Origin of the sequence: Cellulomonas sp. JH27-2 (genome assembly GCF_014837175.1) — a bacterium.
Lineage (GTDB): Bacteria > Actinomycetota > Actinomycetes > Actinomycetales > Cellulomonadaceae > Cellulomonas.
This window is the reverse complement of the sequence record NZ_JACYFR010000003.1, coordinates 183,607-209,395: the sequence shown is the minus strand read 5'-3', so window position 1 is coordinate 209,395 and position 25,789 is coordinate 183,607. Positions and strand designations below refer to the sequence as shown.

At 72.2% G+C, this 25,789-nt stretch carries 21 protein-coding genes; 10 read left to right on the top strand and 11 right to left on the bottom strand.

Features of this window, described 5'->3' with window-relative positions; genetic code table 11:
• The first annotated feature begins 52 nt into the window (after nucleotides 1-52).
• From IC607_RS10035 to IC607_RS10025, 3 genes are read left to right on the top strand one after another with little or no spacing between them, the layout of a single operon-like run.
• A complete protein-coding gene (locus tag IC607_RS10035) occupies nucleotides 53-844 on the top strand; it encodes an exodeoxyribonuclease III (protein ID WP_191787249.1) in 792 nt (263 codons plus the stop codon).
• Nucleotides 845-884: 40 nt separating this feature from the next.
• Entirely contained in the window at nucleotides 885-1,643 is a 759-nt protein-coding gene (locus tag IC607_RS10030; RefSeq protein ID WP_191787248.1) for a DUF4190 domain-containing protein, read from the top strand.
• A gap of 7 nt (nucleotides 1,644-1,650) precedes the next feature.
• Nucleotides 1,651-2,265: a DUF4190 domain-containing protein gene (locus tag IC607_RS10025; protein WP_370526125.1), complete on the top strand. Its 615-nt coding sequence runs from the start codon at nucleotides 1,651-1,653 to the stop codon at nucleotides 2,263-2,265.
• A gap of 81 nt (nucleotides 2,266-2,346) precedes the next feature.
• Here the strand turns inward: IC607_RS10025 and IC607_RS10020 are convergent, their stop codons facing one another.
• From IC607_RS10020 to IC607_RS10000, 5 genes are all read right to left on the bottom strand, one after another.
• Nucleotides 2,347-3,462 carry a CU044_5270 family protein gene (locus IC607_RS10020; protein WP_191787247.1) on the bottom strand — a complete coding sequence of 372 codons (1,116 nt, stop codon included), beginning with the start codon at nucleotides 3,460-3,462 and terminating at the stop codon, nucleotides 2,347-2,349.
• Nucleotides 3,459-3,977 carry a sigma-70 family RNA polymerase sigma factor gene (locus IC607_RS10015; protein ID WP_191787246.1) on the bottom strand — a complete coding sequence of 173 codons (519 nt, stop codon included), beginning with the start codon at nucleotides 3,975-3,977 and terminating at the stop codon, nucleotides 3,459-3,461. The genes IC607_RS10020 and IC607_RS10015 overlap by 4 nt, the downstream gene beginning before the upstream one ends.
• Nucleotides 3,978-3,997: 20 nt before the next feature.
• Nucleotides 3,998-4,366: a peptidase inhibitor family I36 protein gene (locus IC607_RS10010; RefSeq protein ID WP_191787245.1), complete on the bottom strand. Its 369-nt coding sequence runs from the start codon at nucleotides 4,364-4,366 to the stop codon at nucleotides 3,998-4,000.
• Nucleotides 4,367-4,624: 258 nt separating this feature from the next.
• Nucleotides 4,625-5,254 (bottom strand): TetR/AcrR family transcriptional regulator, encoded by a 630-nt coding sequence (locus IC607_RS10005; RefSeq protein WP_191787244.1) that lies wholly within the window; start codon nucleotides 5,252-5,254, stop codon nucleotides 4,625-4,627.
• Nucleotides 5,255-5,282: 28 nt separating this feature from the next.
• Nucleotides 5,283-6,530: an endo-1,4-beta-xylanase gene (locus tag IC607_RS10000; protein ID WP_191787243.1), complete on the bottom strand. Its 1,248-nt coding sequence runs from the start codon at nucleotides 6,528-6,530 to the stop codon at nucleotides 5,283-5,285.
• A gap of 101 nt (nucleotides 6,531-6,631) precedes the next feature.
• Here IC607_RS10000 and IC607_RS09995 point away from each other — a divergent pair, with 101 nt between their 5' ends.
• Nucleotides 6,632-7,633, top strand: a complete 1,002-nt coding sequence (locus IC607_RS09995; protein ID WP_370526124.1) for a LacI family DNA-binding transcriptional regulator — start codon at nucleotides 6,632-6,634, stop codon at nucleotides 7,631-7,633.
• A 333-nt stretch (nucleotides 7,634-7,966) separates the two neighbouring features.
• Nucleotides 7,967-12,493 (top strand): endo-1,4-beta-xylanase, encoded by a 4,527-nt coding sequence (locus IC607_RS09990; protein ID WP_191787242.1) that lies wholly within the window; start codon nucleotides 7,967-7,969, stop codon nucleotides 12,491-12,493.
• 70 nt (nucleotides 12,494-12,563) lie between these two features.
• On the opposite strand, the gene IC607_RS09985 is transcribed toward IC607_RS09990, so the two are convergent.
• From IC607_RS09985 to clpB, 3 genes are all read right to left on the bottom strand, one after another.
• Complete coding sequence (locus tag IC607_RS09985) at nucleotides 12,564-13,712, bottom strand: ScyD/ScyE family protein (RefSeq protein ID WP_191787241.1); 1,149 nt, start codon at nucleotides 13,710-13,712, stop codon at nucleotides 12,564-12,566.
• A 227-nt stretch (nucleotides 13,713-13,939) separates the two neighbouring features.
• Nucleotides 13,940-14,389, bottom strand: a complete 450-nt coding sequence (locus tag IC607_RS09980) for a GatB/YqeY domain-containing protein (RefSeq protein WP_191787240.1) — start codon at nucleotides 14,387-14,389, stop codon at nucleotides 13,940-13,942.
• Nucleotides 14,390-14,588: 199 nt separating this feature from the next.
• Nucleotides 14,589-17,174, bottom strand: coding sequence for an ATP-dependent chaperone ClpB (gene clpB / locus IC607_RS09975; protein WP_191787239.1), 2,586 nt, complete (start codon nucleotides 17,172-17,174; stop codon nucleotides 14,589-14,591).
• A 209-nt stretch (nucleotides 17,175-17,383) separates the two neighbouring features.
• On the opposite strand from clpB, the gene IC607_RS09970 reads away from it, so the two are divergent.
• Nucleotides 17,384-18,295: an alpha/beta hydrolase gene (locus IC607_RS09970; RefSeq protein ID WP_191787238.1), complete on the top strand. Its 912-nt coding sequence runs from the start codon at nucleotides 17,384-17,386 to the stop codon at nucleotides 18,293-18,295.
• On the opposite strand, the gene IC607_RS09965 is transcribed toward IC607_RS09970, so the two are convergent.
• Entirely contained in the window at nucleotides 18,296-19,276 is a 981-nt protein-coding gene (locus IC607_RS09965) for a cation diffusion facilitator family transporter (RefSeq protein ID WP_191787237.1), read from the bottom strand.
• A gap of 68 nt (nucleotides 19,277-19,344) precedes the next feature.
• Here IC607_RS09965 and IC607_RS09960 point away from each other — a divergent pair, with 68 nt between their 5' ends.
• From IC607_RS09960 to IC607_RS09950, 3 genes are read left to right on the top strand one after another with little or no spacing between them, the layout of a single operon-like run.
• On the top strand, nucleotides 19,345-20,100 hold the full coding sequence (locus IC607_RS09960; protein WP_191787236.1) for a VOC family protein: 756 nt from the start codon (nucleotides 19,345-19,347) through the stop codon (nucleotides 20,098-20,100).
• A gap of 24 nt (nucleotides 20,101-20,124) precedes the next feature.
• Nucleotides 20,125-20,859, top strand: coding sequence for a tRNA (guanosine(46)-N7)-methyltransferase TrmB (gene trmB / locus IC607_RS09955; protein ID WP_191787235.1), 735 nt, complete (start codon nucleotides 20,125-20,127; stop codon nucleotides 20,857-20,859).
• Nucleotides 20,856-21,701 (top strand): LysR family substrate-binding domain-containing protein, encoded by an 846-nt coding sequence (locus tag IC607_RS09950; RefSeq protein WP_191787234.1) that lies wholly within the window; start codon nucleotides 20,856-20,858, stop codon nucleotides 21,699-21,701. The genes trmB and IC607_RS09950 overlap by 4 nt, the downstream gene beginning before the upstream one ends.
• Before the next feature lie 109 nt (nucleotides 21,702-21,810).
• Here IC607_RS09950 and IC607_RS09945 read toward each other — a convergent pair whose 3' ends face one another.
• Nucleotides 21,811-22,209 (bottom strand): DUF5997 family protein, encoded by a 399-nt coding sequence (locus IC607_RS09945; protein ID WP_370526123.1) that lies wholly within the window; start codon nucleotides 22,207-22,209, stop codon nucleotides 21,811-21,813.
• Between the two features lie 109 nt (nucleotides 22,210-22,318).
• Here IC607_RS09945 and IC607_RS09940 point away from each other — a divergent pair, with 109 nt between their 5' ends.
• Nucleotides 22,319-23,260 (top strand): YhjD/YihY/BrkB family envelope integrity protein, encoded by a 942-nt coding sequence (locus tag IC607_RS09940; protein WP_191787233.1) that lies wholly within the window; start codon nucleotides 22,319-22,321, stop codon nucleotides 23,258-23,260.
• Nucleotides 23,261-23,273: 13 nt separating this feature from the next.
• On the opposite strand, the gene IC607_RS09935 is transcribed toward IC607_RS09940, so the two are convergent.
• On the bottom strand, nucleotides 23,274-25,781 hold the full coding sequence (locus tag IC607_RS09935) for a glycogen/starch/alpha-glucan phosphorylase (protein WP_191787232.1): 2,508 nt from the start codon (nucleotides 25,779-25,781) through the stop codon (nucleotides 23,274-23,276).
• Nucleotides 25,782-25,789 lie beyond the last annotated feature (8 nt).

Below are 25,789 nucleotides of genomic sequence, written 5' to 3'. Positions count from 1 at the left end.
CGCCCCGCACACCTCGCGGGCTGCGTGGGTGCGGGCAGGTAGCGTGACCGCCATGCTCGTCGCCACGTGGAACATCAACTCGATCCGTGCCCGCGCGCACCGCGCGCTGGCCTTCCTGGAGCGCACCGGGGTGGACGTCCTGGCGCTGCAGGAGACCAAGTGCAAGGACGAGCAGTTCCCGCGCGAGGAGTTCGGGGCGCTCGGCTACGAGGTCGTGACCAGCGGGTTCAGCCAGTGGAACGGCGTCGCGATCCTGTCCAAGGTCGGCATCGAGGACGTTGAGATCGGCTTCGATGGCATGCCCACGTGGGGCGACCCAGCCGCCGCGGAGGCGCGGGCCATCGGCGCGACGTGCGGCGGTGTGCGTGTGTGGAGCCTGTACGTGCCCAACGGTCGGGAGATCGACGACCCGCACTACGCCTACAAGCTCGACTGGCTGGCCCGGCTGCGGGACACCGCCAGCGGCTGGCTGCAGGCCGACCCCGACGCGCAGGTGGCGCTCGTCGGCGACTGGAACATCGCCCCGCTCGACACCGACGTGTGGGACATCGACTACTTCGCCGGCCGCACCCACGTCACGCCCGCCGAGCGCGACGCGTTCACGGCGATCGCGTCCGCCGGGTACACCGAGGTGAGCCGCGAGCACATCCCTGCCGAGCACACCTACACCTACTGGGACTACCAGCAGCTGCGCTTCCCCAAGAACATGGGCATGCGCATCGACCTCACCTACGCCTCGCCCGCGCTGGCCGCGCGGGTGACCGGCGTGACGATCGAGCGCAACGAGCGCAAGGGCAAGCAGCCCTCCGACCACGTCCCCGTGGTCCTCGAGCTCGCGGACTGAGTCGCACCGCGAACGGGCCACCATTCGGTAGGTTGCGCACATGAGCACCGGGCAGAGCGACGACAACCCGTTCGCACCACGAGGCGACGACGCCGGTGGCGCGCACCCCGAGCCGGGCCGCCCCGACGTGACCAAGCCGCAGCAGCCGACCGGCATGCCGGTGCCGCCTCCGCCCAGCGGGTACGAGGCCGTGCTCCCTCCGACGGCTCCCTACGTGCAGCCGAGCCAGCAGCCTCAGCACGGTCAGCAGCCCTACGGCCAGTCATCCGGGCAGCCCTCCTACGGCCAGCCGCAATACGGCCAACCCCAGTACGGGCAACCGCAGTACGGGCAACCGCAGTACGGTCAGCCTCAGTACAGCCAGCCCGGCTACCCGCCGCCGTACGGTCAGCCCGCGTACGGTCAGCCGACGTACCCGAGTCCCGGGGGCACGTATGCGCCCGCGGGGTACGGCTCGCGCGGGACCGACGGACTGGCCATCGCGTCGTTCGCGACGAGCCTCGGCGGCCTGGTCGTGCTCGCCGGCATCCCGTGCCCGGTCGGTCTCGGCCTCGGCATCGCGTCGCTGCGCCGGATCAAGCGCAACGGGACCGACGGCCGGGGCTTCGCGATCGCCGGCATCGCGATCGGCGCGTTCGGGACGCTGCTGATCCTGGCCTTCATCGCGCTGATCATCGGCCTCGCGATCTGGGGCTCGAACACCTACGACGACTCGGACTGGGACTACAGCACCTCCGACGTCAGCGTGACCACGCAGGCCCCGGCCGTGCCGTCGGCCGATCCGCTCGCCCTCGTCTGACCGCACCGTGTCCTCCACGCCCGGGTACGCGGAGCCGTACTACGCGCCGGGCTGGCAGCCGCCACGGCCACGGACCGAACCGACGGCCGTCGCGGCACTGGTCACAGGCCTCCTGGCTCTCGGACCGGTCGCGCTGGTCCTGGGCCTGGTCGCCCGACGACGCATCGCGTCCCGGAGCACACGGGGACGTGGGCTCGCCGTCGCCGGCATCGTCCTGGGCATCCTCGGGACTCTGGCGTGGGCCGCGATCCTGCTCGTCGTCGTGCTGACGGACCGCACCACGTCGCCGCTGCCGACCGACGTGTCCGCGCCGCGAGACGCGCACGTCGCCCAGCTCGTCGTCGGCAACTGCCTGGCTGACCTGCCACCGGACGGGGACGTCGACACCGTGCGCGTGGTGCCGTGCGCCGACGAGCACGCGGCGAGCGTGGTCTCGGAGTACCGGTTCGGCGACGACGCCGTCTGGCCCGGTCAGGCAGGGGCGGACACCCGCGTCGCGCAGGCGTGCGTGCTGAGCAGCGACGAGCAGAAGGCGGGCGACGAGGTCGTCACGTGGGCGCCGACGCACGACGGCTGGGCCAGCGGCGACCGCACTGGCCTGTGCCTGGTCGCCACCGGCTGACGCGTCCCGTCGGCCGCGCCGAGGCCGGGCGCGTCTGGCGCACCTGCAACGGCAACCGGTGGCGCGAACAGGGCCCGCGGGTCAGGGCACGTACCTCGCCGACGTGATCGCACGGAAGGCGGCGACGTCCGCGCCGCCCTTCGCAGCCGGGTCCTCGTCGAGCCACTCCCACGAGAGCAGCTGGCCGGTGGTCGGGGAGATGATCAGGACGTCGGCCCGCGTGTAGTCGGGTGTCGCGGGCTCCATCACCGCGACGGCGACGCCCTTGCGGCCCACGCGGTCGGTGGTGTCGCCCAGCAGGTAGACGTCCTTCTCGGCGGCGAACGTCCGCCACATCGTGGCCGAGACGTCCGGCGGTACCACCCAGAACGACGTCACGTCCCCCGTGAGCTCCGAGGACAGGCACCCCGCCACGTCGAGCCCGCCGTCCTTGCCCGAGCACGCCTCGGGTCCGCCGATGCGGTCGAGGAGCGCAGCGCGCATGCCGTCGACGTCGCGGGGGAGGTTGCGCACCCACGCGGGGTCGAAGGTGCCCGGTGGCAGGTCGTCGCCCGTGACCTTCCCCGTCGCACGGTCGACGCGACGGTCGACCACCTTGCCGTTGACGTCGAGGCCCGAGGACCGGTCCTGGGAGGTGGTCGCGGACCCGTCGGGCCGCAGCACGTTCTTCTCCGTGACTGGCTCGACCACCTTCTGGTCGACCCCGTCGACCTCGGCGCCGCTCGAGTACCAGGCGTACGCGCGCACCTCCTGGTCGCCTTCGGTGGCGATGGGGGGCTGCGCGTCCGCGACGTCCGCGAGCTTCAGCAGCGCGCTCGAGGCCGACGGTGCGGTGCCCGCATACACCTCGGCCAGGCTCGACGAGCCGTACGTCATCAGCGCCGGCGGCCCCGCGACCGCGGCGTCGTGCCGGGTGCCGAGGACCGTCGACGAGGTCAGGACCACGAGGGCGGCGCAGGCCACGGCGGCGAGCTGGATGACGCGGCGCCGCACGAGGCGCGAGCGCCCGGGCGCCGGTGCGGCCGTCGTCTCGCCGGCCAGGATGGCGTCGAGCAGGAGGCGATCGGCGGCAGAGACCTCGGCGGGGCCGGCCTCGGGCGCAGCATCGGGAGCCACGTCGCGCGGCTCGATCCCGTTCTCGAGGAGCAGGGCGGTGAGCGCGTCGACCTCTGCCTGTGCGCGTTCGAAGGCGGTCATCGGTTCACCTCCTGGGCCACCCGGTCGGCCAATATCACGGTCAGCCGCTGCCGTGCCCGGCTCAGGCGGGTGGTCAGCGCGCTGGCCGAGCAGTCCAGGACGAAGGCCGCGTCCTTCGGGGTCAGCCCGACGCAGACGACGAGCCACATCGCCTCGCGCTCGGCCGGCGGCAGCAGCGCGAGCACGGCGGCGACGTCGGCCTCGTCGGTCACGTCCGCCGCGTGGTCGGCGACGTCGGTCCGGACGGGCGCGAGCCGCCGGTTCAGGCGGACGTCCCGCTGCTTGGCCTCGTACCAGTGCTGCACGCGGTGGTGCGCCACCCGGAACGTCCAGGCGCGGCGCGGCGCCTCCTCCGTCGGCACGTCCACCCAGCGCTGCCACACCAGCGTGAACGTCTCCGAGACGATGTCGTCCACGCTCGCGGCGTCGACCATCCGGTGGGCGTACCGCCGCACCTGGGGTGCGGTCGCCACGAAGAACGACTCGAACTCCCCTGCGGCACTCTGCTCGGGCACGACGACGACCGACGGTTCCGTCAGCAGCTGGACGTGGAGAGAAGGCGGAACGACGCGGCGGCGACGGAGGTCGCCGAGATCTGCGTACCGGGGGCGTAGCACGTGGCGGCGCCCGAGCCCGACAGCCCGGAGTACACCGCGGCGGCCTTGCCCGAACGGTTCCAGACGCTGCGCGCCACGGGCATCGCGGTGGCCTTGACCGTGGTCGAGCCCACGGACTGGAACGTCCCGACGTAACCCGCCGATGACCACACGCAGAACTGGCCCGCCTCGCACTGCCCGGCCGACGCAGGCACGAGGTCCACGTCGTCGGCCACGGCAGCCGGCGCTAGCGCCGCCCCCGCGACGCACAGCGTCAGCGCAGCCGCTGCGCGCGCGATGCGCCCCATCGTCCCGGTCTCCGTTCCCGTGTTGTGCGCGCACAGCGTACGGGCTCTTCACGGCTGCTCCTGCATCGGTACCGGTTGCCGCCGCGTCGCGGCGGCCGGGACGTGCCGCCCGCCGCCGCCCGCCGGACCCCCCTCCGAGGTCACGACGAACGGCGGCACGGGCTGCCAGACCGGGGACGGCCCCTTGACGCCCCTGGTGCACGGTGACTAAGTCCCGCCAGGAGCGTCAGACGTCACATCGGTGACGTGTGACGTGCATCACACGCCGGTGAGGTCCGTCAGCAGCGAGGCGTGCAGCGCGCGGATCGCCGCCGCCATGTCCACCCGACCGTCGGGCGCGTCGGCCGCCATGAGCCACTGCACCTGGAGCCCGTCCATGCCGGCGACGGACAGGCGCGCGGCCGTCGCGGCGTCAAGGCCGGGCCGCAGACGGCCCTCGCTCTGGAGCGCCTCGAACGCCGCCGTCGTCTGTGCCAGGACCCGCACGTAGCGGGCGCGGAAGTAGTCGTGCGCGGGGTGCTCGGGGGACGTCGCCTCGGCAGAGAGGGTCGCGTACAGCTCGACGATGCCGGGGCGGGCTGCGTTGCGGTCCGCGAGCCGCGCCAGCGCCTCGAGGAAGTCGCCGCTCGTGGCCACGTCGTCGTCGAACGCCGTGCCGTCCACCTCGTCGCGCCGCTGCAGCACGGCCTCGAGCAAGGCGGCCTTCGTGGGGAAGTGGTGCAGCAGGCCGGGGTGGGAGATGCCCACGCGCGCGGCCACGTCCCGCAGGGACGTGGTGTGGTAGCCGACGTCGCCGAACAGGCGCATCGCCGCGTCGAGGATCTCCTCGCGCGTGGCCCGGCCGCGGGCGTAGCCGCCGGCCCGCGGCGACGTCGACTGCACTGTCATGGCGTCAGCATCCCACGCCGCGTCCTCCTCACCCGCGACCGGCCACGGCCGACGGCTCGAGCGACACGTCGAGCGCGCGAGCCCCCGGGACGGTGACCCGGTAGTCACCCGCGAAGCCGTGCACCGTCACGCGGCCCTCGTCGTCGGTCGTCATCCGGGTCGGCGGCAGCCACCACTCGCCGCGCACCAGCCCCCGCAGGGCGTCGTACGCCGGCTTCGGGGTCCCGTCCGCGCGGACCAGCCCCGCCGGGGCCCCCAGCCACGCTCCCTCGTCCGTCAGGCCCCAGTAGGTCGCGGACTCCACCGCCGGATGGCCGAACAGCGTGCGGTAGTGCCGCTCGATCTCGTCGGCCTGCCGGTCCTCGCCCTGCGGCGTCGAGGGCCATGACGAGACCTGGTGGTCGTTGAGGTCGACGATGTGCGCCGGCATGAGGTCGCCCGACACCAACGTCGTCTCGGTGAGCTGCAGCGGGAGGCCGAACCGCGCGAAGCGGTCGAGGATCGCGAGGATCTGGTCCTCGCCCCGGTAGCCCTGGTGCATGTGCGTCTGCAGACCCAGCGCGTCGATCACGATGCCCGCGTCGAGGCACTCCTCGATCAGGTGCTCGTAGTCGGCGGACAGGTCGAAGTCGTTGAGCACCAGCCGGGCGGCCGGGTTGGCCGCGCGCGCCTCGTCGAACGCGAGCCGGACCATCGCGACGCGGCCGCGCGCCTGCGCCAGCCGCGTCACGGCGTTGTCCTCCTTGTCGAAGACCGGCATGATCACGACCTCGTTGATGGCGTCCCACAGGTCGACGACGCCGGCGAAGTCCGTCACCTCGCGGCGCACCCGCGCGCGGATCGCGGCCTCGACGTCGTCGTCGGACCGGCGCAGCAGCCAGCGCGGTGCGAGCGTGTGCCAGACCAACGGGTGCCCCTTGACGGTCGCCCCGCGCTCGACGAACCAGCGCGCGGCCCGCAGCAGCCGGTCGGTGTCGGGAGCACCCTCGCTCGGCTCGAAGCCCGACCAGTAGAACGGCAGGGTCGCCGTGTCGAACAGGTCGAACCACAGCTCGGCCAGGCGCTCGCGGTGCGCGGCCCCGGCGCCGCCGAACACCTGCGGACGGTCGTCGCGCCCGCCGTTGGCCAGGCTGATCAGGTCGAAGCCGATGTTGCCGAAGCCGAACGCGTGCCGGGTCTGCTCGACGACGACCTCCGTGCGGGCGGCAGGCGTCCCGTCGTCGTGCGTCACCCGCACGACGGCCGATCCGGTGCGGTGGGCGGTGGGTGACGTCATCGTCTCTCCTGGTCGGGCCGGGGTGCGGCCAGTGATCTTCGCGGGCGGACACGGACGGACGTCCGTTATCGATAACGTTATCCGAGCGTTATGCTCCGGGCGTGGAGACCGTCGCTCGCGTCAAGATGGAGGACGTCGCGCGCGCAGCCGGCGTCTCCGTGGCCACCGTGTCCAAGGTGGTCAACGGACGCTACGGGGTCTCCGCCTCGACCTTCGCCCGCGTGTCCGCGGTGATCGAGGAGCTGGGCTACGAGACGAGCCTGGGCGCGCAGAGCCTGCGCAGCCACAAGACGAACGTCATCGGCGTCCTGGTCGCCGAGTTCGAGCCCTTCAGCGCCGAGCTGCTCAAGGGTGCGTCGGAGGCGATCGGCCCGACGGGGTTCGAGCTCCTCGCCTACTCCGGCGGCCACCCGCGCGGCGCCGTCGGCTGGGAGCAGCGCTCGCTCAAGCGACTGGGCGGCACGCTGATCGACGGCGCGATCATCGTGACGCCCACCGTCGTCGCGGCGCAGAACGGGATCCCCGTGGTCGCGGTCGACCCGCACACGGGACCGTCGGGCGCGCCGACCGTCGACTCCGACAACTTCGCCGGCTCCGTGCTGGCCACCGAGTACCTGCTGGGCCTCGGCCACCGGCGGATCGCTCTGCTCGGGGGGCGCCCGGACCTCGAGTCGGCCCGCCTGCGCGAGGACGGCTTCCGGCACGCGATGGCCGCCGCGGGCGTCCCCGTCGACGAGGCGCTCGTCCGCAACGGCGACTTCCGCCCCGACTCGGCGACCGCCCCTGCCCACGACCTGCTGACGCTCGACGACCGCCCCACCGCGATCTTCGCCGCCAACGACCTCTCCGCCATCAGGACCATGGAGGTCGCACGCGAGCTGGGTCTGCGGGTGCCCGACGACCTGTCGGTGATCGGCTTCGACAACGTGCCCGAGTCGGCCCTGGCCAACCCGCCTCTCACCACCATCGCGCAGCCGCTGCAGGACATGGGCGCGACCGCGCTGCACATGCTCGTCGACCTCATCGCCGGCCGCGACGTCGCGTCCACGCACGTCCGCCTGTCGACGTCGATGGTGGAACGCGCCAGCTGCCGCGCGATCTGAGCATCTGACCACCCCGGCCCGCAGCACACCACGCGCCCCAGCGCACCACGCGCCCCGCGCCCCCTCCCACCCGGCCCGCGAGTAGTCGGGTTCCAGCGAGGTAGTCGGTTGCAACCCACTACCTCGAGGGGAGACCGACTACCGGCCGCGGGAAACCGACGACTCGCCGACGCACGCCGGCTGGCCGCGCGATCGGGGTGTGGACCGGCCGCCGCAGCAGGCTCGCTTCGATAACGTTATCCGTATCGTTATCGAACTCCCTGGCATGCGGCACAAATCCCCCGTAGGGTCCGGTCCGGGGTGGGACCCGCATCGTCGCGCAAGGGAGCGCTGATGAGATCCGTACGCATGCTCACGAAGGCAGGCACAGGGGCGCTCGCGCTCGCCGTCGCCGCCACGACCGCAGGACTGACTCTGACCGGCCTCGCCACGACGGCATCGGCCGACGAGACCACCACGCTGCTCAGCAACGACTTCGAGAACGGCAGCGCGACGCCGTGGGGTCCGCGCGGCTCCGTCACCGTCGCGACGACGACTGCCGAGGCGCACGGCGGCACGCACGCGCTGTCGATCACCGGTGCGACGGCCGACTGGAACGGCGCCGCCACCAACGTCGCCACCCTCTTCCCCGGCGACGCCGCCGTGAGCGTGAGCGCGTGGGTCAAGCTCCCCGCCGGCACCACCGGCACGTCGGGCGTCCACTTCACGGTCGAGTCGAAGACCACCGGCGCCACCGACAACACGTACACCTGGGTCGGCAGCCCCATGACCGCGAGCGCCGACGGCTGGGTCCACCTGACCGGTTCGTACACGCGCGCCACGAACGTCGCGACGGCCACCCTCTACCTCGAGGCTGCCGCGATCGACGGCAAGCAGCCCGACCTGCTGCTCGACGACGTCGACATCACGTCGACGACGGGCGGCAGCACCGACCCCGGCGACGTCACCTCTGGAGGTGCCGTGAACCCCACCACCACCCCCGTCACCGCGGCGCGCGGCACGGGTGACGTGGCCGCGTTGACGTTCGACGACGGTCCGAACCCCGGCACCACCGAGAAGCTGCTCGACTTCCTCAAGGACCAGGGCATCCACGCGACGTTCTGCGTGATCGGCCAGAACATCCAGCAGAACGGCGGCGCCGAGCTGCTGCGCCGGATCGTCGCCGAGGGCCACACGCTGTGCAACCACTCGACGACGTATGCCGACATGGGCAGCTGGACCCCGGCCGACGTCCGCGCCGACCTGGTCAAGAACCTCGGCATCATCCGCGACGCGCTCGGCGACCCCGACGCCGCCGTCCCGTACTTCCGCGCCCCCAACGGCAGCTGGGGCCAGACGGCCCAGGTGGCCGTGGACCTGGGCATGCAGCCGCTGGCCGTGGTCAACACCATCAGCGACTGGGAGACGCAGGACGTCCCCACGCTGACCACCAACCTGCGTGCCGCGATGAAGGCCGGCCAGGTCGTGCTGACGCACGACGGCGGCGGCGACCGGTCGGGCACGCTCGCCGCGGTCAAGACCGTCGTCACCGAGCGCCTCGCGGCGGGCTGGACGTTCACCCTCCCGCAGGGCGGCCCGGCTGACGACACCCCGTCCGGACCGAGTCTGAGCACCGGCTTCGAGGACGGCCTCGGGCTGTGGGCGGCGCGCGGCAGCGACAACGCACCGGCCGTCGCCATCTCCGACGTCGCCCACGGGGGCGCGGCCTCCGCGAGCATCACGGGCCGCACGCAGTCGTGGCACGGCCTCGGCGCGTCGGTCAGCTGGACGGCCGGCCGCACGTACGACGTGTCCGCGTGGGTTCGCCTCGCAGCCGACGAGACCGCCCCGGCCGACGTCCGGCTCAGCGTGCAGCGCACCACCGACGGTGAGTCGCAGTACGACACGGTGGCAACCGCCACCGGAGTGACGTCCGGCGCGTGGGTGCAGATCAGCGGGAGCTACGCCATGACGGCCGCCGACTCCGCGTTGCTGTACTTCGAGACCGCATCGGGCACCGCGTCGTTCCTCGTCGACGACATCGTCGTCTCCGGCTCCACCGCCCCGCCGGTGCAGACGGACATCCCGTCGCTCAAGACCGAGGTGCCGTGGCCGATGGGCGTCGCGATCGACGCACGCGAGACCACGGGCTCGGGCAAGGAGCTGGTGACGAAGCACTTCGCCCAGTTCACGCCCGAGAACCAGATGAAGCCCGAGGCGATCCAGCCGGAGGAGGGGAAGTTCACCTTCGAGGCCGCCGACCAGCTCGTCGACTTCGCGGTCGCCAACCACCTGCGCGTCTGGGGGCACACGCTGGTGTGGCACAGCCAGACGCCGGACTGGTTCTTCCAGCACGAGGACGGCACGCCGCTGACCGACAGCGCTGCGGACCAGGCGTTGCTGCTGGACCGGATGCGCACGCACATCACGACCGTCGCCGACCACTTCCGTGACAAGTACGGCGAGTACGGCACGGCCGGCAACCCCATCGTCGGCTTCGACGTGGTCAACGAGGCCATCGCCGAGTCGGAGAGCGACGGCCTGCGCCGCAGCGGCTGGTACGACACCCTGGGTCCGGACTACCTGAAGGACGCGTTCGAGATCGCGTCGGAGGCGTTCAACGGCGGCGAGAAGAGCGGTCCGGTCAAGCTCTTCATCAACGACTACAACACCGAGCTGCCCGCCAAGCGGCAGGCGATGTTCGACGTCGTGAAGGGCCTCCTCGACGACGGCGTCCCGGTGGACGGCGTGGGGCACCAGTTCCACGTCAGCCTGGCGCAGCCGGTCGACCAGATGAAGGTCACGCTGGAGAAGTTCGCGACGCTCGGGATCCTGCAGGACGTCAGCGAGCTCGACGTGCAGATCGACGGCACGGTCACGCAGGACAAGCTCGTCGAGCAGGGCTACTACTACCAGTCCGTGTTCGACATGCTCCGCGAGTTCCCGGACCTGTTCTCCGTGACGGTGTGGGGTCCGTACGACAGCCGCAGCTGGCGGACGGGTGCCCCGCTCCTGTTCGACGACGACCTGCAGGCCAAGCCGGCCTTCTGGGGGATCGTCGACCCGTCGAAGCTGCCGACGCTGACGCGCCAGGTCGACGCGCGCGCCGCGTCGGGCGACGACTGGAACCTGATCCCCGACACGGCGATCAGCGGCGACACCGGGTTCCAGCTGCGCTGGACGTCGTCGGGCCTGCAGGCCCGCGTGCACGTGGCGGACGCGACCGACGACGGCGACGACGACTCGGTCACGCTGTTCGGCGGCGCCGACCCGGTCGTCGTCGAGCGGCCCGACGCCACGGCGACGGCCGACGGCTACGTCGCGACCGCGACGATCCCGCTCGACGCGCTCGAGCAGGGCGACACGGTCCCGTTCGACGTGCGCGTGGCCGACGGCAGCGGCAGCACGCACTCGTGGAACGACCTGACCAACAAGCAGGAGACCGGCGGCGCGCTCGGCGTCGCGACGCTCATCGAGGCCATCAGCCGGGTCACCGTCCCGGAGGCGTCCAGCGCGCCGACGATCGACGGCGACATCGACGCGGTCTGGGCCGACGCGCCGTCGGTGACGACGAACACGCAGGTGGAGGGCACGGGCGGCGCGGTCGCCACGGTCCGTCTCCTGTGGCACGACGACAAGGTCGACGTGCTGGCGCAGGTCGCCGACCCCACCCTCGACGCGACGTCGTCGAACGCGTGGGAGCAGGACTCGGTCGAGATCTTCCTCGACCCGGTCAACGCGAAGTCCGGGGCGTACAACCCGGTCGACGGCCAGTACCGGATCAACTACAAGGGCGCGCAGTCGATCAGCGGTGACACCACAGTCATCGGCGATCGGCTGACCTCCGCGGCGAAGATCGTCGACGGCGGGTACGTCGTCGAGGCGTCGCTGTCCCTGGGCCACGAGGTCACCGCCGGTGACCTCGCGGGCATGGACTTCCAGGTCAACGACGCCGCCGCCGGTGTGCGTCAGGCCGTGCGGATCTGGTCCGACCCGACGGGTCGGTCCTACCAGAACACCGCCCGGTGGGGTGTCGCTCAGTTCGCCGGCGAGGTGGCTCCTCCCACCTCGGCGCCGGTGGTCACGAGCCAGCCCCAGTCCGTCACCGCGAAGCTCGACTCCACGGTGACCCTGACGGCCGCGGCCTCCGGGCTCCCGGCGCCGACGGTCGCGTGGCAGCGCCGCGCCGCGGGCTCGTCGACCTGGAAGTCCGTCGCCGGTGCCACCACCGGGGCCCTGAAGGTCAAGGTCTCCGCAGCCAACGACGGGGCCGCCTACCGGGCCGTGTTCACCAACTCGGTGGGGACGGCGACGTCGTCGGCCGCCACCGTGCGGGTGCGCGCCGTGGCGCCGGTGATCACCAAGAACCCGTCGTCGACCCAGGCCAGGGCGGGACGCTCGGTGACCCTGAGCGCCGCCGCCAACGGCTACCCGGCACCCACCGTGCGCTGGGAGCAGCGGACCGCGGGCTCGTCGACCTGGAAGGCGATCAAGAACGCCAGGGCGACCTCGCTCAAGGTGACCGTCGGGGCGACGAGCGTGGCCTACCGGGCCGTGTTCACCAACACGGCGGGCTCGACCACGACCAAGGCGGCGACGGTGTCGGCGACCCCGGTGAAGCCGAGGATCACCAAGCAGCCCCGCTCGGCGACGGTCAAGGCCGGCAAGAAGGTGAAGCTGTCGGTCACCGTCACCGGTACGCCGGCGCCGAAGCTGCAGTGGTACGTGAAGAAGGCCGGCTCGTCGAAGTGGACCGCCGTGCGCGGCGCCACCGCCCGCACGCTCGTCGTGAAGGCGAACAAGGCCTCGTACCGCGTCGTCGCCAAGAACAAGGCCGGGACGGTCACGTCCCACACCGCGAAGGTCAACGTGAAGCGGTAGGCCGCACCGACCGCCGAGGGCCCCGGGTCACCCCCCACCCCGACCCGGGGCCCTCGGCTCATGTCCAGGATCAGCGCACGGTCATCGAGACGATCTGCCCGGCACCGAACACGCCCGTCGAGGCGTACAGCTTGCCGTTCGCCCACTCGAGGCCCGCGGGCTGCTCCAGCGAGGTCAGGACCCGCACCTTGCCACGGCAGTCCACCGAGCTGACCTGGTTGCCGTACAGCTCGGCGACGAACACGGTGCCGCCGCGACCCACAGCGAGGCCGGTCGCCCCCGCGAAGCCCGTCGCGATCGTCGTGACCTTGCCGGACGACGGGTTGACCTTGACCAGCTTGCCCAACGCGCCCAGGCTGCCGTCCTCCGGACCGCCGGGGAGCAGCGTCACGAACAGCGCGCCGCCGGGGCCCACCTCGACGTCGGTGGGCACGGGCTCGAAGGCGTAGTCGTGCCCGACGACGCAGTCGGGCAGCCCGAACGCAGCCGCGGCCTCCGCGGTGATCGTCACCGGCACCGGCTTGAGCACGGCGACGGTGCTGACCTTCCCCGTGCGGTCCACCTTGAGGATCGCGTTGGCGCCGGCATCCGCCACGTACGTGGTCCGGCCGACGTTCACCGACCCGTACGCGTGCGAGTCGACCAGGCCGGTATACGGCTGGAACATCGCCGGGACCTGCGCGAGGCATGCGTCGTCGAGCCCCCGCAGGCCGTACTTGTTGCCCTGGTCTGGGTTGTTGCTGGTCTCGTAGGCGAGCAGGTCGATGTTCGCGACGCCGTCGCGCGTCTGGCGGTGCAGGACCGACGACGTGACGCTCTCCTGGTCGCCGCCGCGCTCGGCCCACGTGAGGACGCCGGGGGCGACGTCGACGGCGGCAGCGTCCGCACCCGGGACGGCCGCGCCCACCACGACGGGGTCGGCGTTCTTGCTGTGCTTGGTGACGATGCCGGCGAACGCCTGCCCGACGTACAGCGAACGGGCGCCGACGGCGAACGTCAACGGCCCGGCCAGGTCGGAGGCGACGACCGTCGGCGTCCCTGCCGTCGGCCTGTGCTTGGCGGGGTGCCACCCCTTCGACCAGACCGACCCGTGCCCGAAGTGCGGGCCGCGGTCGGCGTGCTGGGTGGCTGACGCCGGGGCGCTCCCCGCTGCCACCAGACCTGCGGCCGCGACGAGCGCGACCACACCTGCGCGAAGACCTGCGCGAACATCACGCATGAGGTACCTCTTCCCCTGACGCGCGCCCGCACCGCGGCTCCGGAGCGGAGTCTGTCCAGAAGCGGACGAACTACCCGAAAACGGGCGCCATCCACTGTCCTCTCCCCACCCGCCCGCGTCCAGAACGTTTCTGCAGGCACTCCCGCGGGGTGGTTGCAGCAATGGTTGCAGCGGACGCGCCCCTGGCGGGCGCGAAGGCTGCAACCATCCATGCAGCCACCAGGCGGTCAGGCGAGGGCGGCGCGCACCATCGTCGAGAGCTTCTTGCCGTCCGCGGAGGCACCGGCGCGGGCGGTGGCCTCCTTCATGACGGCGCCCATGTCCTTCATGCTGCTCGCGCCGGTCTCGGCGATCACGGCGCTGACCAGCGCGGACAGCTCCTCGTCGGACATCCTGGCGGGCAGGTACGTCTCGATGAGGTCGGCCTCGGCGGTCTCGGTCTGCGCGCGCTCGTCGGCGCCCGCGTCGGTGTAGATCTGGGCGCTGTCGCGGCGCTTCTTCACCTCGCGCGTCAGCACCTTGAGGACCTCGTCGTCGGACAGCTCACGGGCGACCGAGCCGGCCTTCTCCTCCGCGCGCACGGCACCGATCACCTGGCGGATGGTGCCGGTGCGGAACGAGTCGCGCGCCTTCATGGCGGTGGTGAGGTCGGCGGTCAGCTGCTCGAGGGTGCTCATGGGTCCATCGTCGTCGTCGGACGCGCGCGGAGCCAACCCGATTGCCACGTGAGCGCTCACAGCCCCTTGTGGGACCCTGGTCGCGACCGTGGCGGCCACCCACTGCGGAGGCGGCCGCCACGGTCCCACCCACCCACGACGTCCGAGCAACTGGTCGCTGTAGCGACCAGTTGCTCGGACGTTCCGGGGGGAGTGCGCGTCAGGAGACGACGAGTGTGTCCCCGGACCGGTCGACCGTCACCTGCTGGCCGTCGCGGAGCTCGCCGGCGAGCAGCGCGCGGGCCAGGCGGTCGCCGATCTCGCGCTGGACCAGCCGGCGCAAGGGCCGGGCACCGTACGCCGGGTCGTAGCCCTCGAGCGCCAGCCAGTCGCGGGCGGCCGGCGTCACGTCGAGCGTCAGACGACGGTCGCGCAGCCGGGCCGCGAGCGCGGCGATCTGCAGCTCCACGATGTGCCCGATCTCGTCGAGCGACAGCGGGTCGAAGAGCACGACGTCGTCCAGCCGGTTCAGGAACTCGGGCTTGAACGAGACGCGCACGGCGCCCATGACCGCCTCGCGCTTCTCGGCGTCGGACAGCATGGGGTCGACGAGGAACTGCGAACCCAGGTTCGACGTCAGCACCAGGATGACGTTGCGGAAGTCGACCGTGCGACCCTGCCCGTCGGTCAGGCGACCGTCGTCGAGCACCTGCAGCAGGATGTCGAAGACCTCCGGGTGCGCCTTCTCGACCTCGTCGAGCAGGACGACGGAGTACGGCCGACGGCGCACGGCCTCGGTGAGCTGGCCGCCCTCCTCGTACCCGACGTAACCGGGAGGGGCGCCGACGAGGCGCGCCACCGAGTGCTTCTCCGAGTACTCGCTCATGTCGATGCGGACCATGGCGCGCTCGTCGTCGAACAGGAAGTCCGCGAGCGCCTTGGCGAGCTCGGTCTTGCCGACGCCGGTGGGGCCCAGGAACAGGAACGAGCCCGTGGGACGGTCGGGGTCGGAGATGCCGGCGCGCGCCCGACGAACGGCGTCGGACACCGCGGCGACGGCGGCCCGCTGGCCGATCAACCGCTCGCCCAGCACCTCCTCCATACGCAGCAGCTTGGCGGTCTCGCCCTCCAGCAGCCGGCCGGCGGGGATGCCGGTCCACTGCGCGACCACCTCGGCGATCTCGTCGGGCCCCACCTTCTCCGCGATCATGGGTGTGCCCTGCTGCTCGACGGCCTCGTCGACCTGCGCCTCCGACGCCTCCGCCGCCTCGATCTCGCGCTCGAGCGCGGGGATCTCGCCGTACTGGATGCGGGCGGCGGCCTCGAGCGACCCCTCGCGCAGGAGCCGCTCGGCGTCCGTGCGCAGCGTGTCCAGGCGCGCCTTCAGGTCGCCGACGAGGTTGTGCCCCGCCTTCTCCTTCTCCCAGCGCGCGGTGAGCGACGCGAGCGCCTCGCGGCGGTCGGCCAGGTCGGCGCGCAGCTTCTCGAGCCGCTCGGCCGATGCCTCGTCGTCCGACTCCTGCAGGACGACCTCCTCCATCTCGAGGCGCGTGACGGCTCGCTGCAGCTCGTCGACCTCCACCGGGCTCGAGTCGAGCTCCATGCGCAGACGCGAGGCCGCCTCGTCGATCAGGTCGATCGCCTTGTCGGGGAGCTGGCGGCCCGTGATGTAGCGGTCCGACAGCGTGGACGCGGCGACGAGCGCGGCGTCGCTGATGGTCACCTTGTGGTGCGCCTCGTAGCGCTCCTTGAGCCCGCGCAGGATCGCGACGGTGTCCTCGACGGACGGCTCGCCGACGTAGACCTGCTGGAACCGCCGCTCCAGGGCGGGGTCCTTCTCGATCCGCTCGCGGTACTCGTCGAGCGTCGTGGCACCCACCAGGCGCAGCTCGCCGCGCGCCAGCATGGGCTTCAGCATGTTGCCCGCGTCCATGGCGCCCTCGCCGCCGGCGCCCGCGCCGACGACCGTGTGCAGCTCGTCGATGAACGTGACGACCTCGCCGTCGGAGCTGGTGATCTCCTGGAGCACGGCCTTGAGCCGCTCCTCGAACTCGCCGCGATACTTGGCCCCGGCCACCATCGCGGCCAGGTCCAGGCTGATCAGCCGCTTGCCGCGCAGGGACTCCGGGACGTCGCCGGCGACGATGCGCTGGGCCAGCCCCTCGACGACGGCGGTCTTGCCGACGCCGGGCTCGCCGATCAGCACCGGGTTGTTCTTGGTGCGGCGCGAGAGCACCTGCACGACGCGGCGGATCTCGGAGTCGCGCCCGATGACGGGATCGAGCTTGCCGTCCCGCGCCCGCTCCGTCAGGTCGACACCGTACTGCTCGAGCGCCTTGAACGTGCCCTCCGGGTTGGGGCTGGTGACGCGGCTGCTGCCGCGCACGTTCGGCAGCGCCGCCGCGAGGGCGTCGCGCGAGGCGCCGGCGGCGCGCAGGGCGTCGGCGATGCCGGACTGACCGGCGGCAAGGCCCATGATCAGGTGCTCGGTCGAGACGTAGTCGTCGCCGAGCGCGCGGGCCTCGGTGTTGGCGGCCTCGAGCGCGGCGGCGGTCGCGCGGCTGGCCGTGGGCTGGCTGGTGCTCGTCGTCGTCGGCAGGTTGACCAGCACGGCGCGCGTGGTGCGGCCCAGCGCCTGCCGGTCCGCGCCGACGGCGTCGAGAAGCGCGCCAGCGACGCCGCCCTCCTGCTGCAGCAGCGCGTTGAGCAAGTGAGCCGGCTCGAGCTGCGGGTTGCCCGCGGCGGTGGCCTGCTGCAGGGCGTCGCCGATGGCCTCCTGCGAGCGGGTGGTGAACTTCGCGTCCAACGGTCCTCCAGATGGGGTCAAGGAAATGTCTACCCTGAGCAACACGATCCAGAGTTGAGCCTATTCCACTCAACCTTCGGTGGCGCACCAGCATCCGATCGTGCATCGCTGGTCGAACGTCGCGCCGTGTGCCAGCGGCCCGATCATCAGCGCGTCGTTCAACCAGGGGTTCACCGGCTGCCGACCCGAGCCCGTGGCACGATCGGGCCATGGACGCTGTCGTCGACATCCTCGGCCCCGAGTGGACCGCCCGGACTCTGCCGTTGCGGGCCGACGGCCGCGATCCTGATCCCGTCGCGACGCTCGTCGGGCGCGCGCCCACGCAGCGCCGCGCCGTGCTCTACCTGCACGGGTTCGTCGACTACTTCTTCCACCCGCACGTCGCGGATGCGCTGGCCGACGCGGCCGACGTCTACGGCCTGGACCTGCGCGACTACGGCCGCTCGATCCGACCGGGCCGCGAGCCCAACTTCACCACCGACCTGTCCGTGTACGCGGAGGAGATCGACGCCGCCTACCGGCTGCTGCGCCAGGACCACGACGAGATCGTGCTGCTGGGCCACTCGACGGGCGGCCTGATCGCGGCACTGTGGGCCGACGCGCGACCCGGGCTCCTGGCCGGCGTCGTGCTCAACTCGCCGTGGCTGGACCTGCGCGGCAGCTGGGCGGAGCGGGTGCCGCTGACGCGGGTGCTCGACGTCGTCGGGCGAGCGGCGCCCAACCTCGTCGTCAGTCATCTGGGCGAGCACTACGGCACCGCGCTGCACGAGCAGTGGGGCTACGACCTGGCCTGGAAGCCGCTGCGCGGGTTCCCCGTGCGGGCCGGCTTCGTGCGGACGGTCCGGCAGGGGCACGCCCGCGTGGCGCGCGGGCTCGACATCGACTGCCCGGTGCTGGTGCTGACGTCGGACGCCAGCGGGCCCGACGACCGCTTCCACGACCATGTCCTCACCACCGACTCCGTGCTGGATGTCGAGCAGATGGCCGCCCGGGCGCCGCTGCTCGGTCCGGACGTCACGCTGCGCCGCGTCCCGGGCGGCGCGCACGACCTGGCGCTGTCACCCGAGCCGGCGCGCGGGCAGTACCTCGACGCGGTCCGGGCATTCCTGCACAGGCTCTGATCACCCGACGAGCGACGGCTCCTCCGGCTCGGAGAGCGAGAGCACCGCGCGCACGACGACCGGGTTCTCCGCGATCCGCTTCTCGAGCTTCGCCAGCACGTGCGATGCCTCGGTCTCCCCGGGCTCGCCGGTGATGTCGACCGCCGCAACCAGGAACAGACGCTGCGCGCCCACGTACTGCAGGCTGATCGAGGTGACCCGCTCGATCTCGGGCTGCTCCAGCATCATCCGCACGACGCCGCGCACCACCTTCGGCTCGGCGGCCTCGCCCACCAGGAAGCGGCGGTTGCGCTGGATGAGCAGCACGGCGACGACGCCCAGCAGGACGCCGACGAGGATGGACCCGATCGCGTCGGGCACGGCAGACCCGGTGGCCTGGTGCAGCCCGATGCCGGTACCGGCGATGACGATGCCGATCAGCGCCGCCGCGTCCTCGAAGAACACCGCGCGGACCGTCGGGTCGGACGTCGCGAGGATGTGGTCGATGAGGTCCCGGTCGCGGTCGTGCGCCTCACGCCGCGCCTGCCGGTTCGCCTGCAGGAACGACGTGCCCTCCAGCAGCGCGGAGACGGCGAGCACTGCGTAGGCGATGCCGAAGTCCGTGGCCGGCTCAGGGTGGATCAGCTCCTGGACGCCGTGCGTGATCGAGACCCCCGCACCAACGGCGAACAGGCCGATCGCCGCGAACATCGACCACACGTAGACCTCGCGCCCGTACCCGAGCGGGTGCGTGTCGTCGGCAGGGCGGTCGGCCTTGCGCTGCGCGATGAGCAGGAACACCTCGTTGCCCGTGTCGGCCCACGAGTGCGCGGCCTCGGCGAGCATCGACGCCGCGCCCGTGATGATCGCCGCCGCCGTCTTGGCCACCGCGATCAGCAGGTTCGCCCCGAGCGCGACGACGACGGTCAGCCCGCTCTCGCCTTGCGGCGCGGCGTCTGCGGAGGCGGGGTCGGCCTCGCGGCCCGGTGCAGTCGGTGCCATGTGTCGTGACTAGCACACGGCCCGACCCCCTGTCGCGTGGTGTCGGTGGTGAGGTGTCTGATGGGGACATGACGACGCACCCCGGTCCCTGGCCTCCCGGCACGCCGGCGTGGGCGGACCTCACCGTCCCCTCGCTGGCCGATGCCCACGCCTTCTACGGGCCGCTGCTCGGCTGGGGCTTCGACGTGGGCGGACCGGAGGTCGGTGGGTACACCCAGGCGACGCTCGACGGTCGCCGGGTCGTCGGGATCGGCGAAGGGCCGGGAGACCCTCGGTGGTGCGTGTACCTCGCCACGGACGACATCGCCGGCGCCGCCCAACGGGTCGGTGCGAGCGGCGGGCAGGTCCTCGTCGGGCCGACCGCGATCAACGACGCCGGGTCGATGGCCATCGCGGCCGATCCCGCCGGCGCGCCGTTCGGGCTGTGGCGGGCGCACGAGCACACCGGCTGGGACGTCGTCGCTGAGCCCGGGGCCATGGCGTGGGTCGAGGTCATGGCGCCCGACCAGCCGACCGCGTTGGCCTTCTACGCCGCGGTGACCGGCCTCGAGGCGCAGGACATGAGCGGCGACGGGTTCGTCTACGCGACGCTGCGGCCGGGCCAGGGGCACGACCCGGTGCTGGGCGTGGGGCAGGCGGCCGAGGACAGCCGAGCCGGCTGGACGCTCTACCTCGCCACGGCCGACACCGACGCGACGGCGGCGCGTGCCGTCGAGCTGGGCGGCGAGGTGGTCGTGGAGCCGACCGACTCGCCGTTCGGGCGCGTGGCCGTGCTGCAGGGTCCGTTCGGGGAGACGTTCGCGGTGATCGCGTCGGCGTGGTGAGGGCGCGTCCGTAGGCTGGGGTCCGTGACCCTGCCCTCCGACGCGTTCCGGCACGTCGCGTCGCGGCCGCACGAGCCGCTGCGCACGTTCCACCCGCGCCGCGCACCGCTGAGCGCGGAGCGCGAGGGCGCGTTGGACCGGCTCTGGCCGCGGTGGGGCTTCTCCGTGCACGACGAGGCGCACCCGTTCCCGGCGACGGCCGACGGGCTGCTCGACACCGCTGCGCTGTTCGGCCGCTCCGCGCCGGTGGTCGTGGAGATCGGCTCCGGCATGGGGGACGCGACCGTCGCCATGGCGGCCGACGACCGAGGACGCGACTACCTTGCGATCGAGGCGCACCTGCCGGGCATCGCGCAACTGCTCGGGCTCGTCGAGGAGCACGGGCTGACCAACGTGCGCGTGGCGCACGGGGACGCGCTGGACCTGCTGCGCCGCGCCGTCGGGCCCGACAGCCTGGACGCGATCCACGCCTACTTCCCCGACCCGTGGCCCAAGGCTCGCCACCACAAGCGCCGCCTGATCCAGCCCGCGCACGTCGAGCTGCTGCGCTCGCGGCTGCGCATGGGCGGCACGCTGCACGTGGCCACCGACTGGCCCGACTACGCCGAGCAGATGCGCGACGTGCTGGACGTCGACCCGGGCCTGGACAGCTCGGGCCTCGTCGCCCGGCCGCCGCACCGCCCCGTCACCAAGTTCGAGCAACGCGGCCTGGACCTGGGCCACCCCGTCGCCGACGTGATCGCCGTGAGGACCCGATGACCGACCCGACCAACCAGCCCAGCACCGGCCAGCCCAGCACCGACCCAGCCCGGACGCCGGCGACCTTCCGCATCCTCATCGTCCCGGGCGTGAACCCGGACCGGTGGCTGCGCGTGTGGGCGGAACGGCTCCGCGACGTGCCCGCCGAGCTGGTGGTCGCCGAGCCTGCCGACGCGGAGGCCCGGCTGCGTGCCGGAGACGCCGACGCGGCCCTGGTGCGGCTCCCCGTCGACCGCGACGGGCTCGGCGTCATCCCGCTCTACGACGAGGCGACCGTGGTCGTCGTCCCCAAGGACCACGTGCTCACGGTGGTCGAGGAGGTCCCGGTCGCGGACCTGGCCGACGAGGTCGTCGTCGTGCCGGGCGACGACCTGCTGGGCTGGTCCGACGCACCCGGCACCCCGTTCAGCGGCGGCGACGTGCCGACGACGGCCGACGCGATCGACCTGGTCGCGGCCGGCGTCGGCGTCGTACTGCTGCCGCAGTCCGTCGGACGCCTCCACCAGCGCCGCGGGCTGACCGCGCGGCTGGTCCCCGAGGCGCCCGGCTCGACCGTCGCGCTCGTGTGGGTCGAGGACCGCTACGACGACCTGACCGAGGAATTCATCGGCATCGTCCGGGGCCGCAAGGCGAACTCGTCGCGCGGCCGCGGCGCTGCCCCCGAGGAACCGCCGAGCAAGAAGTCCGGTACGGAGTCGGGCCGGAGCCCGCGAGCGAAAGCGAGCAGTGGCGCCGGGTCGGGGAAGCGTGGTGCGGCCAAGGGCAAGAGCTCGGGAGGCGGCGCCGCGGCGTCCCGGACGTCGGGACGCAGCACGACCAGGCGCCCACGCAAGGGTCGCTGAGCACTCACCCTCGGGGGCGTCCGCTCTCGCGGGCTGCTCTTCGCTCGAACAGCGGGAGAAAGGCAGCACGCCGGACCGACATGCTGGGCGCGACGCCCGAGAGGGAGGTTCAGGCGTCGCGGGCGGCGGCCGCGCGGCGGTCGGCCTCGCGCGACTCGAGGCGGCGCTCCTCGCGGCGGACCTCCTCGTACGTCTGACGCTCGCGCACCAGCCACTCGGGCGGTTCGGCGATGAGCGCGGAGATCTCGTCCGTCGTCAGCGGCTCCGTCATGCCCGCGCGCGCCAGACCGCTGGTCGAGACGCGCAGCCGGGCGGCCACGACCCCACGCGGGTGCGGACCGTTGCGGCGCAGCTCGGTCAGCCACTCCGGCGGGTTCGCCTGCAGCTCGGCCAGCTCGTCACGCGTGACGGCGCCGTTCTGGAAGTCCTCGGGCGTCGCCGGGAGGTACACGTCGAGCTTGGCGGCGGCGGTGGACGCCTTCATCTCCTGCGGCTTCTTGGGACTCACCCGCCCAGGGTACTCAGCCCACGCCTCAGCGGCGCACCGGGCGGGTAGCATCACGCCACCCGGGCCGTCGCCTCGTCCCGGCGCAGGCCGCGAACACCGGAGGAGACCCGTGGCTGTTGCCGAGCTGCGCGAGCGGATCGATGCGCTGCGGCGCCGGTACGAACCCGTGGTCGAGCGCTGGCGCGCGACCCCGTGGGGCAGGTACGTGGACCGGGCCATCGAAGGCGTCGCCGAGATCGAACCGTTCGACCGCGGCATGACGCTCGCAGCCCAGGCGTTCACGTCGATCATCCCGATCATGGTCGTGACCGCGTCGTACGGTCGCGCCCGCAACGGGTTCGGCACAGGCCTGGCGGACTCCCTCGGTCTGCCCGACGACGTGCGCAGTGTCCTGACCGGCAGCGTCCCCAGCGGCGCCGACCTGGGCCGCAGCTTCGGCATCTTCGGCCTCCTCGTCGCGCTCGTCAGCGCCACCGCCTACTCACGCGCGCTCGAGCGCATGTACGCGCGCGCCTGGGCGGTCCGCAAGCCCAGCCTGCGCACGGCCTGGCGGTGGCTCGCGGCGGTCGTCGCCGTCGTCGTCGCGCTCGGCATCCTCAATCTCACGGCCGCCGCCACGAAGGGATCGCCCCTCCAGGGTTGGGTGGAGGTGCTGGCGCGCCTCGTGGTGTGGAGCGTCGTCTGGACCGGCGTGCCCTACCTGCTGATGGACCGCCAGGTGCGGTTCCGCGTGCTGGCGTTCCCCGGCGTGCTGACGGCGGTCGCGCTCGCGATCCTGCAGGCCGCGGGCGGCATCTACCTGCCCATCGCGCTGACCAGCGGTGCCAAGCAGTTCGGTGTGCTGGGCATGACCTTCACGTACATCGGCTGGCTGTTCGCCCTGTCGTTCGTCATCGTGGTCGCCACCGCGCTCGGCCGCGCGGCGTCGCTCGACGACGGTCCCGTCGGCCGGCTGGTCCGCGGCGGCGCCCCCATCGAGGACGCCCAGGGCGACGAAGCGGCCGACGACGACGCGGCGCCGGCCCCCGCCCAGCGGGAACCGGCGCCGTGAGCCGTCGCCCCGTCTACGCCGGGAGCACCGGCTGCGTGTGCCAGATGCGCTCGATGTAGTCGCGCATCGAGCGGTCGGAGGAGAAGAACCCGGCGCGGGCGACGTTGAGCACGGCCATCCGCGTCCACTCGTCGGGGTCCGCGTAGGCGACGTCGACCCGCGCCTGCGCGTCCATGTACGCCTGGAAGTCCGCGAGCGCCAGGAACCGGTCCTCGTTGAGCAGGTTGGACACGACCGGCTCGAACACGGCGCGGTCGCCGCCGGAGAACGTGCCGCGGGCGATCAGGTCGAGGGCCGCGCGCAGGTCGGCGTTCGTCTCGTAGTACGCGGACGGGTGGTAGCCGCGGTCGACGACGTCGGACACCTCCGGCTCGGTGAGCCCGAACAGGAAGAAGTTGTCGTCGCCCACCAGGCGGCGGATCTCGACGTTCGCGCCGTCGTCGGTGCCGATGGTCAGCGCACCGTTGAGCGTGAACTTCATGTTGCCGGTGCCGGACGCCTCCTTGCCGGCCAGCGAGATCTGCTCGGACAGGTCGGCTGCGGGGATGAGCGTCTCGGCGAGCGTCACGTTGTAGTTGGCCGGGAACGCGACCTTGAGGCGGCCCTGCAGCGCCGGGTCGGCGTTCACCGTCTTCCCGACGGCGTTGATGAGCCCGATGATCTGCTTGGCCAGCAGGTAGCCGGGTGCGGCCTTCGCACCGAACGCGAACGTCCGCGGCGTGACGTCCTCGATCGCGAGCTTCCCGGACCTGACCTGCTCGTACAGCGACACGATGTGCAGCAGCTTGAGGGTCTGGCGCTTGTACTCGTGCAGCCGCTTGACCATGACGTCGAACATCGTCTCGGGGTTCACGACGATGCCGTCGCGGTGCTCCAGCACCTCCGCGATGCGCAGCTTGTTGGCGTGCTTGATCTCGCGGAAGCGGGCGCGGAACTCGGCGTCGTCGGCCAGCGGCTCCAGGCCCTGCAGCTTGTCGAGGTCGGTGACCCAGCCGTCGCCGACGGCCTCGGTGATGAGCGACGACAGGCCGGGGTTCGCGAGGCGCACGAACCGGCGCGGCGTGATGCCGTTGGTGACGTTGGTGAACTTGTCCGGCCAGTAGTCGGCGAACTCGTTCAGCACCTTGTCCCGCAGCAGCTGGCTGTGCAGCTCGGCGACGCCGTTGACCTTCGTGCCGGCCACCGTCGCGAGGTACGCCATCCGCACGGCGCGCACGGGGTACTCCGCGATGATCGACATGCGGCGCACGCGCAGCTCGTCGTCCGGGTAGGTCTCGCGCAGCTCGTCGAGGAACTCCTCGTTGATGCGGTAGATGATCTCCAGGTGCCGCGGCAGCAGGCGGCCCAGCAGCTCGACCGGCCACACCTCGAGGGCCTCGGGCAGCAGCGTGTGGCAGGTGTAGGCGAAGCACTGCTTCACCACGCCCCACGCCTCGTCCCAGTCCCAGCCCTTGTCGTCGACCAGGATGCGCATGAGCTCCGGGACGGCGATGACGGGGTGCGTGTCGTTGAGCTGGAAGACGATGCGGTCGGGCAGGTTGTGCAGGTCGTAGTCCTCCGGCAGCACCTCCTCGATGAAGTTCTTCAGCGAGCAAGCGACGAAGAAGTACTGCTGCTGCAGGCGCAACTCCTTGCCCTGCGGCGTCGAGTCCTCCGGGTAGAGCACCTTGGAGATGTTCTCGGCGAACGTCTGCGACCGCACGGCCTCGGCGTAGTCGCCCGAGTTGAAGATCTGCAGGTCGAACGCGTGCGTCGCCTCCGCGCTCCACAGCCGCAGCGTGTTGACGCGGCCGTTCTCGTACCCGGGGACCATGTAGTTGTACGGGATGCCCAGCACCGACCAGCCCGGCACCCAGCGGCGCTTGATGACGCCGTCGTCGTCCTGGTAGTTCTCGACCTGCCCACCGAAGTTCACGCGTACCGCGGCCTCCGGGTGCGGGAACTCCCACGGCGAGCCGAGCGAGAGCCAGTTGTCCGGCTGCTCCACCTGCCAGCCGTCGACGAACGTCTGCTGGAAGATCCCGTACTCGTAGCGGATGCCGTAGCCGATGCACGGCACGTTCATGGTGGCGAGCGAGTCGATGAAGCACGCAGCGAGCCGGCCCAGGCCGCCGTTGCCGAGGCCCGGCTCCTGCTCGGCGTCGCGCAGCGTGTCCAGGTCGATGCCCAGGGTGGCCAGCCCCTCCTCGACGATCTCCTCGAGCCCGGAGGCGAGCAGCGCGTTGTCGAGCTGGCGTCCCAGCAGGAACTCGGCCGACAGGTAGGCGACCGACTTGGCCTGCAGCTCCTTCTGACGACGCAGGGTCTCGAGCCAGCGCACCATCAGGTAGTGGCGGACCGTGCGGGCCATGGCCAGGTACTGGTCGTTGACGGAGGCGCGGGTCAGGTCGACGCCCTGCCCGAAGTTCAGCTCGCGCAGGAACTCCCGCACGAAGCCGTCGACGGTGCGCTCACGAGTGGCGATGGGGGCTGGTGTCTCGGTCACCCTTGTCACCGTAGCCGCGTCACGTGTCCAGGTCATCACGTGGG

What these genes read in the sequence shown, in the direction of transcription:
- IC607_RS10005 (WP_191787244.1), bottom strand. Translation starts at nt 5,254, where the DNA reads ATGACAGTGCAGTCGACGTCGCCGCGGGCCGGCGGCTACGCCCGCGGC.
- IC607_RS09990 (WP_191787242.1), top strand. Translation starts at nt 7,967, where the DNA reads ATGAGATCCGTACGCATGCTCACGAAGGCAGGCACAGGGGCGCTCGCG.
- IC607_RS09950 (WP_191787234.1), top strand. Translation starts at nt 20,856, where the DNA reads ATGACCGACCCGACCAACCAGCCCAGCACCGGCCAGCCCAGCACCGAC.
- IC607_RS09965 (WP_191787237.1), bottom strand. Translation starts at nt 19,276, where the DNA reads ATGGCACCGACTGCACCGGGCCGCGAGGCCGACCCCGCCTCCGCAGAC.
- IC607_RS09970 (WP_191787238.1), top strand. Translation starts at nt 17,384, where the DNA reads ATGGACGCTGTCGTCGACATCCTCGGCCCCGAGTGGACCGCCCGGACT.
- IC607_RS10035 (WP_191787249.1), top strand. Translation starts at nt 53, where the DNA reads ATGCTCGTCGCCACGTGGAACATCAACTCGATCCGTGCCCGCGCGCAC.
- IC607_RS09960 (WP_191787236.1), top strand. Translation starts at nt 19,345, where the DNA reads ATGACGACGCACCCCGGTCCCTGGCCTCCCGGCACGCCGGCGTGGGCG.
- IC607_RS09980 (WP_191787240.1), bottom strand. Translation starts at nt 14,389, where the DNA reads ATGAGCACCCTCGAGCAGCTGACCGCCGACCTCACCACCGCCATGAAG.
- IC607_RS10030 (WP_191787248.1), top strand. Translation starts at nt 885, where the DNA reads ATGAGCACCGGGCAGAGCGACGACAACCCGTTCGCACCACGAGGCGAC.
- IC607_RS10010 (WP_191787245.1), bottom strand. Translation starts at nt 4,366, where the DNA reads ATGGGGCGCATCGCGCGCGCAGCGGCTGCGCTGACGCTGTGCGTCGCG.
- IC607_RS10000 (WP_191787243.1), bottom strand. Translation starts at nt 6,530, where the DNA reads ATGACGTCACCCACCGCCCACCGCACCGGATCGGCCGTCGTGCGGGTG.
- IC607_RS09985 (WP_191787241.1), bottom strand. Translation starts at nt 13,712, where the DNA reads ATGCGTGATGTTCGCGCAGGTCTTCGCGCAGGTGTGGTCGCGCTCGTC.
- IC607_RS09935 (WP_191787232.1), bottom strand. Translation starts at nt 25,781, where the DNA reads ATGACCTGGACACGTGACGCGGCTACGGTGACAAGGGTGACCGAGACA.
- IC607_RS10020 (WP_191787247.1), bottom strand. Translation starts at nt 3,462, where the DNA reads ATGACCGCCTTCGAACGCGCACAGGCAGAGGTCGACGCGCTCACCGCC.